Genomic DNA, 13130 nt, shown 5'->3' with positions numbered 1-13130 from the left:
CAAAAATTTGACCAGATGGTAAACTTTTATGATTTAAAATTCAATCTATACGAGGACTTTTAAATAAAAATTCAATATGTTAATAAGACAAAATGAGTTGATTAAAGCGCAATAATAAAATGGATGATAAATTTAACTAGGTAACATCCCTAACATTTTTTCTAGGCTCCGTAGCCTTATATAAGGTAGCTCATATTTATTGAGTTTATCGAGCAGAAAGCCCCCTTTCCCGCGCAAGGAACTTGAGTAGTATGATGATTGGTTTCGCGGGAGAGGGTTGGAGAGAGGGAATTGCACCAAGCTATATTAAGACAACACGCAAAAACATTACGAAGGCAAAGCAATGATTCATAAAAACGTCTTTGGTATTATCTTAGAGCAAACCGACTTAGCTTTAAATTCAAACGACAAGTTCCTCTAGGAGTATATATAGTTGATTTTGTTTGTCTCGAAAAACGCTTCGGCCTGTTGCAAAAGGTAGTTTACATTTAAGCAAGATTAGGACATTAATAAAAAATAAAAACCCTAACCGTTTAATATTGATAGCAATCGCTGCCATATAAGCTTGTATTTGCACGTTATGAATACCATGGAAACGTGCTTTTGCAAGACAATGATAGTTTTTTTCATATCTCATTTCCATTTAATTATACGCTACCTTTTGCAACAGGCCGGGTCGTTTCTTGAGAATTATAATGGATATTACTATAACTATATTATAAATAAGTACTTTACTTGGAGATCTATACAAGTGCCACCTTTAGAAAAGCTATTAAATGATATTCTTAAGAAAATTAAGTCTGACCTTGTGATAGGTTCAGCGAATAAAGAATCGGATCTTGAACGTACTTTTTTGTGGTCATCAACGGCAGTTGATCATACTAGATTTATAGTTAATTACGAGAAAAATAAAAACAGTTACGAAGCAAATTTTTTTAAATTAAGAGTTTGTAAGCAAAAAAATATTTTACAATATGTAACAGAAGGAGCTAATGCAAAATTTTCATTTGCAGGTAATTGTCAAGAACATGTTGGCTGAGCACTTTATTATTTATTCCAGCAAAGTAAATTATGGAAAAGAATTGATGTGGTCACCCTTGATGATTGTTTTGAGCACGTTTTTTTAAAAGTTACTGGGCAAGATAAGAAAATATACTATTTTGACCCATGGTCAGAACAAATTTTTACTAACCAAATTCAAAAACATATTAAAGAAATTGCTAACCTTGTAATTAACGGTTTTGACGCAATGATAATCCATGCGGATTCTAAAGATGAAGCTAAAGAATTTCAATCTTTAAAAGATGACTGTATTGAATTATTGGATTCGGGTAAAATTTCGATTATTAAAGAACTAGCCTATATGCCAGAGGATAGCAAACAGTTTATTAAGCAGTTTGATGATTATTATCGCACCCTGTTAACTTCGTATGAACCAGATTTAAGCTCTCGAACTAAAATTGACTTTACCTAAATTAGGTATTAACTGGTGCTGTTGCAAAAACTATAAAAGTCGCATAAACATAAATTCCGAATAGTTTTCAGCTGTAAATGTGAAATAACTGATTGATAAATGAAACTTCATTTTGCTTGCCAACCATCTTCCTATTAAATTGTCCTTTTCTTATGCTTGATAGTATTTGCAACGCGGCTGATAAAATCATGAGCTTCTTTAAAAAAAAAGAAGTCGCTTATGCAGCAGTATAGTTATTGTTATAATTTAGTGCCAAGGTAAAATAGAATTTGCGTTCATATTACATAGGCTAGGTTTTCTTATTGCAATACAATCTTAATACATGGTTTTATAATTCATTTAAAAGATGGTAACAACACCACCTTTTTTATATTTAGTCGATGAAAAAAATTGTATGAAGTCTTTTGTTTTTTGTAAATTCACTTGCGCTGCGATTAAATTTAATTCTATTTGTGCTGTCGCTTGTTCACGTTGATTAATTAAAAAAAGCGTACTGTCACCAGCATAAAATTTTTTAATCTCGCCAGATTGAACTTGTTTAGCTAATTCTAACTCCTTGTAAAGTAAACGAACTTGTTGGTAATAAATTTTAGTCGCTATAAAAAAATTTTGTAACTGACTATTTAATTGTTCATAAATAAATTTTTTTTCTGCAGCAATCTGTTTTAATTCACTAGTGGTACTAATCAACCGTCCTTTTGCTTCACGCTGATAAAGAGGGAACCAAAATTGTAGACCAACATATCCTGCTTGCGGAATAAGCCTAGGATAACCGCCACTACCATATTGTTTTGAAGTATAGAATGTAGCATCCAGTTCAGGCAAAAGATCATTTTTGGCTAAATTTTGTTTAAATTTAATAATACGATAATAACTTCTAAGTTTATTAAGTGCAGGGTGACAACGGAGTTGCGCTTTAATAGACGCAGTTGATTGAGTTACCTTTTTTACAGGCGATAAAACGGCTTTTATTAATTGACCTTCATGAGGTACCTTGGGCTGCCCATGTTTATCACGGTAGTAAATGGAAAGGTTAATAGCAGCCTGCTGAAATAGCATTCGACTTTGATTTGCTAGCTGCTCTCGTTGCAATATAAGCTGTCTATTTTCAGCAATCGATAACCGAGGTAAATCGCCTTGATTAGCCTGTTTTACAATGGCTTTTTGTCTTTCTTTAGCAAGCGATAACAAGTTATTTAATGCTTTTAATTGCAGTCCTGCTTCCACCCATTGCCAATAAGCCTGTATAGCATCACGATAAATTTCAATTTTTTTTGCAGCAACATCTTGAGTATTCATCACAATACGCTCACCTTGCGTTAATAACAGGGTTCTTTCCTTATCAATTTGATGCCCTTTTAGTAAAGCCAATGAAAATCCGACTCGATATTCACCACCAGAATTGGTGAGATAATTTTGGTAATAAATGGGCCAATCTCCTCGCCCCAAACGATAGCCACCAAATAATTTAATTCCATTTACCAAGGTAGGTACAACAAGTTCATTATCTACGTAACCATTGACATAACCACCAAACGGTTGTGAGCGTGAGTAAATTTTCAATGCTGGATCAAATTTTCCTAGCGCATTAACAAAATTGCCTTGTGCTTTAGCAACTTCTAATCGGGCTATGATAATTTGAGGGTAAAAACGATTAACTGATGTAAGCAATGTATTGACATCTAGGGGTTTAATTCGCTCTTGTGCTAAACATGTAATTGAAATGAGTGATGAGAAAATTACACAAGTTATCCTTTTTAAATAAGTAATATTGATGATCATGATGTAGGCTTCTCGTAATTACTCTCAGGAGGGAAGCCATTATATTGACGCCAAAGCTCATACCATAAAGGTACACGTCCTAATTGAATCCAACCATGAACACGGACACCTTGTCTTAAAAACCGTCCTTCAGGCCACTTCTCTTTTGGAACAATAACAACTCTAAATAAACCTTGACCATTGTCAGTTGGATCTATGAACGATACAGTTCCGCTAAATGTTCCTACGGCAATTTCTGGCCAACCACGAAATTGAATGGCAGGCCATCCTTCAAACTGAAGTTGTGCTTTTTGATTTAAACGAACGAAAGGAATATCATTACCATCAATCCATAGCTCAACCGCACGTGATTTTGTTTCCGGAATAATCTCTGCTAACACTTCACCCGCGTTAACAACGACACTTTCTTGCCCGGTTAAACGTTTAAAAACAATCCCAGCAACATGTGCTTTAATTTGCTGCGTTTTCTGTCTAGCAATACGAGTTTCAACATTTACTTTGTCGATATTTGCTTGAGCAAGCTCATTTTGATATTTTGCATATTCAACCTGCGCAAGCTCATACTGACGCTTTGATGTAATGCCTTGCTCATACAAGTTCTTTTGCCTTACAACATTATTCTTCCCAGCAGTAATGGCTTGTTCAGCCGCTTTTATACGAAGCATAATCGCTTTTTTTTCTGTTTCTAATCTCGATAAAAGCAATGGATCATTATCACTAATATCGACAATTGAATCACCTGGCTTTACACGCATTCCTTCATCAACGTACCACTTCTTGATACGGCCTGTAATAGGTGAATTAACCGTATGTTGTCTTTCAGTGGGCGAAAATGCAATAACTCGCCCACTACCCAATGCAAATTGTTGCCAGGGTATAAAAATTAAAAAGATTAAAATAGGAATTAAAACAGCTAACGTAATCCACATAATTTTATGCGGATTAGGTAACTTTCTAATCATGGTATGGGCATAGAGTTTCATGTAATAACCAGTTGATTAGTTAATTGGTTTAAGTCTGTTCTTTGTGTCGTTATAATTACTAAAGTTTCTTCTAAATTTATTAATAGCGATATTATTAAATTAAGCTCATCAAAATCTAAATTATCGAGTGCCCTATCAATAATAAGTAGTTGAGGCTTAGCAATAAGGCCTCTTAAAACTAAGAATTTAGTGAGGTCATAGTCGTTAAAAATAGATTGCCATTCATGGACAATTGTATGCAAACCTTGGGGTAGATTCATGATTTTATCAGCAAGTTCTAACTGCTTTAATTTTTCAACTATGAACTCATTAGCAATATGACGATGATTCAAAACTAAATTGTCATAAATACTTCCAGAAAACCATTGTGGTTCACTAATTAGCAAACTATAACGACGCAGAATAATAAGTCCAGCTTGCTTAATTGGGATATCATTAATCTTTAGAGAAAAAAGAATCAGTTCTTTAAACCCCAATAACTGTTCTACAACATCCTTACTAAAATTTTTACTTATAATACATAAAGGTTTCTTATAAGCAACTGTCCCTTTTTTATTATAAGAAGGGAAAATGAGTTCAATGTTGTTGAGTGGGTGAACCATAGAGTCAAGGTGAGTTTCGGATTGCTCGGTGGGTAAATTAAGCACCATATTTAACTTATCTGCTGAAGCCATTAGATCGTAATAATTTTCTATTAATGCACCAAAACGCTTAAAAGCATAAATAAAGATACCTAAGACAATTTCAGAGGCAACTAATTGACCAAGACTCAGTTGATTTTTGATAACTAAATAACCGCCCAGTCCTAGAAGAAGACTACTAGCAATTGCCGATAAGCTATAAAAGCCAACTTGATGTTTGATTAACTGCTTAAAATGACTTTTCCTTGCTTGTAAAAATTCAACAAGTCTCTTATCTGTTTGAGTAATTGCATATCGATGGTATTGATCAAACTTAAATAAATAACGATTCATGAGTATTTCTTCAAGCCAAGCGCCAATATTATGTTTTTGCGTACACTCTTCTTTAGCAGTTTTTAAAGCCGTCTTGTAAGGTATAAACACGATAAGCAGAATACTAATTACAATAAAGAGATCAAAAAATAAAAAAGCGGGATGATAGAAAAGTAGTAAAATAAGGCCAAAAAATAATTGTAGACCTAAAGTAATTCCATATAGCAATAAGCTGGCCAATGATTTTTTAACCGTTGATATCTCGAAGTAGCGATTTACAAGTTCAGGACCATAATGTGAAGAGAAATTATCGATGGAAAGATGGGTAAACTGTTTGGTGAGATCTAGACTTACTTTGACCATCATTTTTTGCTGAATAATCTCAGTTACAATAACCTGCCATATACTTAATGCGCCTAAACTCGCCATTAAAATTAAAACAATTAAACTTAAGGTAATGACAGGCCGTAACAACTTTCCAAAAGCAATTAAATTTACTAACGTTTGTGCTGCAATTGGGACGACTAGTGATAATGAGCTAGTAAATAATGCCAGGAGCAAAATTGAAAAAATAGTTGAGTAATCTAATATTTCTAAGATTGAATAACGCGGCTCTCTTATCATTAATCGTTATATCCATATAATTAAATTATTTTCTAAATTTTTAATTTTTAAGCAGAAAAATTCTAAAACCTACTACCATTATGCCGTTTTAATAAAGATACATGAAGACGGTAAAAAGTTAAAATCGAGTTGTTTTAAATAGTTAGGATTTATCGTTGGCTAAATAGCGGTGACAGTGTTGCGAAAAAATTCTGTATTCCCTATGATCTTTAAGATCTATTAGATTTAAGAAGATGTTAATTTTACAGCGGAGTCATTCAGATATTCGTTGGTATTACAAAACGACCCGGGCTGTTGCAAAAAGTGAAGAAACTTTACACAACAAGCCTAACATGATCTAATCGACGGCTTTTGACTCAGTTGTAATAATTCATGCAAGGTGTATTTAGGAATGAATTCATTCGAATAACTCAATAATAGGCAGCTTGATTGCACCCACTCATTTATTAAAGAAAGTTAAACAGTGTGTTGATTTTTCCTTTGTTAATGACTTAACTGAACCTTGTTATAGCCCCAATAATGGTAGGCCATCTATATCACCGGAGCTGTGTTTTCGTATGTTACTTATTAGTTATTTATTTTCAATACCTTCAAATCGGTGCCTTATAGAAGACGTAAAATACAATTGTCTTGCAAAAGCACGTTTCCGTAGTATTCATAACGTGCAAATACAAGCTTATATGGCAGCGATTGCTATCAATATTAAACGATTAATTTTTTTCATATCTCATTTCCAGTTAATTAGGCGCTACCTTTTGCAACAGGCCGGCTTAGTTATTGAACTTGATGGTGGTCAGCATCTTAATAACCAAAGTTACGATATGGCTCGAACTGCTTGGTTAAATACGCATGGATTTAAAGTACTGCGTTTTTGGAATAATGATGTACTACAACAAACAGCTCCAGTCATCGAGGTTATCTTGGGTGCATTAACAGATAGTACTTTAAGGCTAGCAATAGACTTACAGATATCACACGAGTAAGATATATTTTATATTATCCACTAAGCTTTATACTATGGTGCAAGTAACTTTGTAAGCGCTCCAAAACATATTATCTATAATTATTCGTGAAATTTTCCTCCCCAACCCTCTCCCGCGAAAAGACATTATTATACTATTCAAATTCCTTGCGCAGGGTAGAGAGTTTTCTGATAGGTATGAGCTACGTAATTTAAATCTCCGTAGCTTGGAAAAAATTTTAGAGTGTTGCTTAATTAATCAACCTATTGCGCTTTATAGTATCTAATGATCTAGAAAAAGCCAGCTGCGTTAGCGCACTCGATTCTTCTTTAATAAAACATATAAAGCACCAGTTCCCCCATCCTGGGGAAGAGCACTATGGAATGCAATAACTGCAGGAATCTGTTTTAACCAATGATTAACTAAATTTTTAAGCACAGGTAGTTCTCCATGTGGGCTACCTTTACCATGAATGATAAGTAGGCAACGATGCTCTAAGGTAATTGCTTGCTGAATAAAGTCAATTAAAATTTGTTGGGCAAGCTCAGATTTAAAACCATGTAAATCTAATTTAGCCTGCCTGGGTATTTTCCCTAATTTTAATTCACGTAAACGTTTAGCAGGTAGGTTGTCTCGACAAAAAGATAGAAGTGTTTGTGCCTGAACTTCTTGAATGTAATAATTAGATAAGTAAATAGGTGTTTTTTCAGGTTTAATGCTCTTAGTGGCTTTTTGTAGTTTGACTTGCGAGTTAAGTGGTTTATTAATTTTAGTCGGAGAGTAAGGCTCAATTACATTGCTCTTTTTTAGAGGCTTTGCTGTTTTTACAGCTTCACGAAACAAAGCTTTATCTTCATCTGATATTTTTTTAGACATGAGCAAATTTGTAAAAAATTAAACTATAAAGATTATATCGTATTTAAAATTTTCTTCTTGAAAGATAGTTAAATAATTGCAACAGGACTTACGAAAAAAGCCAACCTCTTTGTTGAAAAATAATTTTTGCCTCGATCGTGGTTTTTTTCGTAAGTTCAATATAAAAAACCTGTGATAAAAATTATAAATATCTTACAATTTGAGGTAAATATGTTCATACAAGGAACCAGAGAAAAGATGTCCACAATTTTTAATGAAGTAATGCAATTAGACACCATCGCAGATTTTTTAAGGTTTGGCCTAACACAAGCTCATAATTATGAACTTTATTATGGACATGGAACTGATAATGCCTGGGATGATATTCGCTCTTTAATTTTAGGAAGCTTATCACTCCCTTTCGATATTGATAATTTTTTATTACAAACACGTTTAACGCCAAGCGAAAAACAATTTTTAGCTAATCAATTAGAAAAGCGAATAAAAGATAGAATTCCTGTTCCATATCTCACGAAGCAAGCATTTTTTTGTGGACTACCTTTTTATGTAGATGAAAGGGTATTAATTCCTCGCTCACCTATTGCTGAATTAATTGAACGACAGTTTTCTCCTTGGATCGATCCTAATCGGGTAGAGCGAATCCTAGATTTGTGCACCGGAAGTGGCTGTATTGCTATTGCGTGTAGTTATGCTTTTCCAGACGCCCTTGTTGATGCCACAGATTTATCGCATGAGGCATTAGAAGTAGCAAGGATTAATTGTCAGCGTCATCAATTAGAAGATGTTGTAAATTTAATAAAGTCTGATTGCTGGCAGAATTTGGGAGAGAAGCGTTATGACATTATTGTCTCTAATCCGCCTTATGTAGGGGATGCAGAAATGCTTACACTGCCACGAGAGTATTTGCATGAACCTGATATGGCTTTACGTACAGAGCAAAATGGGTTAGCGATTGTGCATGAAATTTTAGCTAAAGCACATAATTATCTAACTAAAGACGGTGTTTTAATTGTTGAAGTTGGTAATAGCGAAGATGAATTAATTAGTGCTTATCCAGATTTATCATTTACTTGGCTAGATTTTGAACGAGGTGGCCAGGGCATATTTTTGTTAACTGCCCAGCAATTAAAAGATTATTTTAAATCGGATAGATAAACTATGAGCGGAAACATATTTGGCAAATTATTTACGGTAACCACCTTTGGGGAAAGCCATGGCAAAGCATTAGGATGTATTATAGATGGCTGCCCACCGGGGTTTGCTTTATCTGAAGAGACTATCCAGCCTTTTTTAGACAAGCGTAAGCCAGGGCAATCCAAATATACAACGCAACGTCGTGAAGAAGATAGAGTTGAAATATTATCCGGCACTTTTGAAGGTTTAACCACGGGTGCGCCAATTGCACTTATTATCCATAATACTGATCAACGTTCTAAAGATTATGACGAAATTAAAAACCTATTTCGTCCGGGTCATGCAGACTTTACTTATCATGCTAAATATAAACATCGTGATTATCGTGGCGGTGGCCGTTCATCTGCTAGAGAAACAGTTGCACGTGTTGCCGCAGGCGCTATTGCTAGGCTTTACCTACAAGAAACGCTTGGGGTAACAATCACGGGTTATTTAAAACAAATGGGCCCACTTTGCTTAGAGTTTAAGGATGCCCAAGAGATAACTAAGAATCCTTTCTTTTGTCCTAATAACCACCAAATCCAAGATTTAGCAGATTATATTGATCAATTACGCCGACAAGGTGATTCTGTTGGCGCACGTGTTAATATTTATGCCGAAGGGGTGCCGGCCGGATTAGGTGATCCCGTTTTTGATAAACTTGATGCAACACTTGCTCATGCCATGATGTCTATTAATGCCGTAAAAGGTGTAGAAATAGGTACAGGATTTACTTCAGTAACACAATTAGGGAGTGAGCATCGTGATGAAATGAGTAAAGAGGGTTTTCTAAGCAATCATGCAGGTGGTATTTTAGGGGGTATCTCCACTGGTCAATCATTAGAGGTTAGTATTGCTTTAAAGCCTACTTCAAGCATCGTAAAACCCGGTAGAACAATAAATAAGCATGGGGAAGAAGTAACGGTGGTAACGAAGGGCCGCCATGACCCCTGTGTCGGTATCCGTGCTGTTCCCATTGCTGAAGCAATGATGGCTTTAGTATTAATGGACCATTATCTACAGCATAAAGCGCAGGTTATGAACATTCAAACACGTAAATAAAGTGTAAAATAATAATGAGGGTTATTATATTTATTAAGCAGTTAAATAAAATAGATTTTTTTCCAAAGAAGTCTTATCTAAACTCGAGGCTAATATGACAAAATTACTAGATGTTGCAGTAGTTGGCGCGACAGGTGCGGTAGGAGAATGTATATTAACTGTTTTGGAAGAGCGAAATTTTCCAATCAATAATTTATATCCCTTAGCTAGTGAGCGTTCGATTGAGAAAACAGTCACTTTTAAAGGTAATGAATTTGACGTTTTAAATTTAGCAACGTTTGATTTTAGCCAAGTAGATATCGCCTTATTTTCAGCGGGTGCTTCGGTATCTAAAGTCTATGCGCCCATTGCAGTCGATGCTGGTTGTATTGTTATTGATAATACATCTTGTTTCCGTTATGACGAGGATATCCCTTTAATAGTTCCAGAAGTCAACGCGCATCGAATTGCCGATTACTATCAGCGAGGTATTATTGCTAATCCTAACTGTTCAACTATTCAGATGGTCGTTGCCTTAAAACCCATTCATGATGCTGTGGGCATTAGTCGAATTAATGTAGCTACTTATCAATCTGTCTCTGGAACTGGAAAAAAAGCTATTTCTGAACTAATATCACAAGTGGGTGAATTACTTAATGGTCGCCCAGTTAAAGCATCTGTATATCCTCAGCAAATTGCTTTTAATGCACTCCCCCATATCGATGAATTCTTAGAAAATGGCTATAGCAAAGAAGAAATGAAAATGGTATGGGAAACCAAGAAAATCATGGAAGATGATACAATTAGAATAAACCCAACTACGGTTAGGGTTCCTGTATTATATGGGCATTCAGAGGCTGTAAATTTAGAATTAAAAGCGCCCTTAAGTGCCAGTGATGCGCGTAATATTTTGCGTAATGCGCCAGGGATTAAAGTGGTAGATGATCTAGCTAATTTAGAATATCCAACAGTCATTACCCATGCTATTGGGCATGATGAGGTTTTTGTTGGTCGCATTCGAGAAGATATTTCTTTCCCTTGTGGCCTTAATATGTGGATAGTCGCTGACAATATACGCAAAGGTGCGGCAACAAATGCTGTACAAATTGCAGAAATTCTGCAATTTGAGTATTTATAAAGTATAATGTGAGTATGAAAGAAATAGATGAAAAAATTGATTCTTCCTTGGGTTTGAAGCCTAACAAGAGGAAATTGATTAATTCAAAGAAAAACAATAAGATCAAAAATAAATCAGGAGTTAATCAAGCTGGAATATTAAATAAGCTTTCTAAAGGGTTAGCTTTGGGCAAAGCTAAGGTTTCTGCGCTTGTTAGAGAAGTATCAATGGCTGAACGTAAACAAAATTTTAAGCGTATAAGGGTACCTGATGCTGGACGGCTTGAGGTACCTGGCCGTTTTTCTGACGGACAAACGGGTAAGAGAAAATCTATTCTTAGGGATGATACGCCAGATATGGCGCGGAAAAGACGTTTACTTGAGCAAGATGGCCATCGCTATTTAGCGAAGGTTCATGCCAGAGAGCATAATTCAGAGGAAGATAAACCGGCACCAGAAGGTGAATTACAAAACTCAATTAAGCAGCACCCATGGTTGGACGCGCAGCGCTTTGATGGCGTTGACCCTAACTTAAACCCAGAACCGCCTCTCAATACAGCAGCTCGTCGGGAATTTGATAATGAACGGCGCGAGCAAGAAATGGAAAAACAACTTCGTTTAGGCAATATGCCGAAGTTCTCTACAGCGCCTAAACCTGAGTTTAAATAGAGGTTAGCCTTAAATGACCATTGCTAATGATATAATCTTATGTCGCATGCCTGATTTCGATCTTTACATAAGAGAAGGTGAGACGCTTGATGATATCGATGAATATGGTTTTACGCCCTTAATTGAATGTGCAATAACTAGGCAAACTCCTATTGCTAAAGAGTTATTAATGCGCGGTGTAGAAGTCAATAAGCCTGATGTTACGGGCAGAACGCCACTACACTGGGCTGTTGATAATAATGATTTAGAGCTTGCTAAGCTTTTACTGGAACACGGAGCTAATCCCAATGCTTATACAAGCTCAGGTATGGCGGTATTAGTCTATCCAATTTTAAGAGGACAAGATGCTTTAAAGCACTTGCTTTATCAATATGGTGCTAAGCTGGATTTTGCCTTAGATTTTATTAATGCCAAGTTAATAGGCCATCGTTATGAATTACAGGGTGATATCGATATTGTTACGGCTGAAGGAGAATTCATTGAATTAGATTTTGAGGGATTTATTTTAGAATTTACTGTTGCAATGATTAAAGATTCCTTGCGACGTTTTCTTAGTAGTTATTCAACTAGGCACTTACGGGAACACTTTCTCTATATTCAGTATACGATGGATGCTTTTGAGATAGCAGGGGAATTACTTAAATTACAGCATCATTTTAATATGGATCAACAAGGTAGCCATTTAGAACAACTAATTAAATCACCTCTTCTTATCTTACCGGCTGCAAGTCGCGGTCATGCCATGTGTTTTGTAAAGTATGGTGATTGGTGGGCCAAAATTGATAGAGGGGAAAATAGCCTTAAAGAGGGAAGTGTTAACATTTATAAAATTAGTCGGCCTGCAGCATTCAATATTAATTTTTTACAAGAATTTTTATATAAAAAGCAACCACGTCGTTACTTTCATGAAACAATTAATCAACAGTTAGGCTTAGTTCCAACGGCCCAAATCCCTATTAGTTCGCAAATTAGTGGTAACTGTTCATGGGCAAATGTGCAAGCGGTCATTCCCGTTACCTATGCTTTACAATCTTTAGTACATGGTCATGAACTTGCTGTTGAAACAGCCCTTATGGTATACGATAGTTGGGTAGAGTGGGACAAAGATCGCGCGCTTGATGAAGCGGTACAACGTTTTTATCAAGCTAATCGACTAAGACAGGCCAGTATAGCGGCTATGCTTGGCACCGTTTTATTTCAAGCCTGTGATTATGATAATGCCCATCATATGGGAAGAGCGGAAAAAATCTTAACTATCCTTACCTTACCTGAGTATTATTATATTCTCAAAAGCTATTTAGAAATTTACTGTATCAGACAGTTAACCCGTCGCGGCAATAACCTGTTAAAAATCTTAGATGATTGCGGGGTAAATCCTAATATTGGTGTAACTCCTATAGCGACAGGCTTAAAAGATTAGGGGGAGTACTTAGCTCTACCGAAGGGCTATATTTGGCGCATCTTGCACGAAAACAAT

12 protein-coding genes and 1 pseudogene are annotated in these 13130 nt (G+C 35.6%); 9 read left to right on the top strand and 4 right to left on the bottom strand.

Annotated elements, in window-relative coordinates; genetic code table 11:
- Nucleotides 1–402: 402 nt before the first annotated feature.
- The 3 genes and pseudogenes from E1P04_RS18030 to E1P04_RS07655 all read left to right on the top strand — a co-directional run.
- Nucleotides 403–492, top strand: a pseudogene (locus tag E1P04_RS18030) (DUF559 domain-containing protein); the annotation flags it as partial.
- A gap of 259 nt (nucleotides 493–751) precedes the next feature.
- On the top strand, nucleotides 752–1039 hold the full coding sequence (locus E1P04_RS07660) for a hypothetical protein (protein WP_131782334.1): 288 nt from the start codon (nucleotides 752–754) through the stop codon (nucleotides 1037–1039).
- 48 nt (nucleotides 1040–1087) lie between these two features.
- Nucleotides 1088–1474, top strand: a complete 387-nt coding sequence (locus tag E1P04_RS07655; RefSeq protein ID WP_131782333.1) for a hypothetical protein — start codon at nucleotides 1088–1090, stop codon at nucleotides 1472–1474.
- A gap of 339 nt (nucleotides 1475–1813) precedes the next feature.
- Here E1P04_RS07655 and E1P04_RS07650 read toward each other — a convergent pair whose 3' ends face one another.
- The 3 genes from E1P04_RS07650 to E1P04_RS07640 are packed head-to-tail and all read right to left on the bottom strand — an operon-like array spanning nucleotide 1814 to nucleotide 5816.
- Nucleotides 1814–3256 carry a TolC family protein gene (locus E1P04_RS07650; protein ID WP_131782332.1) on the bottom strand — a complete coding sequence of 481 codons (1443 nt, stop codon included), beginning with the start codon at nucleotides 3254–3256 and terminating at the stop codon, nucleotides 1814–1816.
- Complete coding sequence (locus E1P04_RS07645) at nucleotides 3253–4239, bottom strand: HlyD family secretion protein (RefSeq protein ID WP_131782331.1); 987 nt, start codon at nucleotides 4237–4239, stop codon at nucleotides 3253–3255. Before E1P04_RS07645 ends, E1P04_RS07650 begins: the two co-directional genes overlap by 4 nt.
- A complete protein-coding gene (locus E1P04_RS07640) occupies nucleotides 4236–5816 on the bottom strand; it encodes an ABC transporter transmembrane domain-containing protein (protein ID WP_131782330.1) in 1581 nt (526 codons plus the stop codon). Before E1P04_RS07640 ends, E1P04_RS07645 begins: the two co-directional genes overlap by 4 nt.
- Nucleotides 5817–6241: 425 nt before the next feature.
- Here E1P04_RS07640 and E1P04_RS07635 point away from each other — a divergent pair, with 425 nt between their 5' ends.
- Entirely contained in the window at nucleotides 6242–6799 is a 558-nt protein-coding gene (locus E1P04_RS07635) for a DUF559 domain-containing protein (protein WP_131782329.1), read from the top strand.
- A gap of 288 nt (nucleotides 6800–7087) precedes the next feature.
- Here the strand turns inward: E1P04_RS07635 and E1P04_RS07630 are convergent, their stop codons facing one another.
- A complete protein-coding gene (locus E1P04_RS07630) occupies nucleotides 7088–7654 on the bottom strand; it encodes a Smr/MutS family protein (RefSeq protein ID WP_131782328.1) in 567 nt (188 codons plus the stop codon).
- A gap of 237 nt (nucleotides 7655–7891) precedes the next feature.
- On the opposite strand from E1P04_RS07630, the gene prmB reads away from it, so the two are divergent.
- The 5 genes from prmB to ankH all read left to right on the top strand — a co-directional run bounded on the left by prmB (nucleotide 7892) and on the right by ankH (nucleotide 13073).
- The gene (gene prmB / locus E1P04_RS07625) at nucleotides 7892–8809 is read left to right on the top strand and encodes a 50S ribosomal protein L3 N(5)-glutamine methyltransferase (RefSeq protein ID WP_131782327.1); all 918 of its coding nucleotides are present in this window, start codon (nucleotides 7892–7894) and stop codon (nucleotides 8807–8809) included.
- 3 nt (nucleotides 8810–8812) lie between these two features.
- Nucleotides 8813–9889, top strand: coding sequence for a chorismate synthase (gene aroC, locus E1P04_RS07620; protein ID WP_131782326.1), 1077 nt, complete (start codon nucleotides 8813–8815; stop codon nucleotides 9887–9889).
- A 94-nt stretch (nucleotides 9890–9983) separates the two neighbouring features.
- Nucleotides 9984–11006, top strand: coding sequence for an aspartate-semialdehyde dehydrogenase (locus E1P04_RS07615; RefSeq protein ID WP_131782325.1), 1023 nt, complete (start codon nucleotides 9984–9986; stop codon nucleotides 11004–11006).
- A 14-nt stretch (nucleotides 11007–11020) separates the two neighbouring features.
- Nucleotides 11021–11653, top strand: a complete 633-nt coding sequence (locus tag E1P04_RS18025; protein ID WP_242604408.1) for a hypothetical protein — start codon at nucleotides 11021–11023, stop codon at nucleotides 11651–11653.
- Nucleotides 11654–11666: 13 nt separating this feature from the next.
- Complete coding sequence (gene ankH, locus E1P04_RS07605; protein ID WP_131782324.1) at nucleotides 11667–13073, top strand: Dot/Icm T4SS effector AnkH/LegA3; 1407 nt, start codon at nucleotides 11667–11669, stop codon at nucleotides 13071–13073.
- Nucleotides 13074–13130: the final 57 nt, after the last annotated feature.

The organism is Legionella gresilensis, from assembly GCF_900639865.1.
In the GTDB taxonomy this organism is placed as follows: domain Bacteria; phylum Pseudomonadota; class Gammaproteobacteria; order Legionellales; family Legionellaceae; genus Legionella_C; species Legionella_C gresilensis.
Note: the sequence above shows the minus strand (reverse complement) of the source record. Positions and strands in the feature narration are given on the sequence as shown.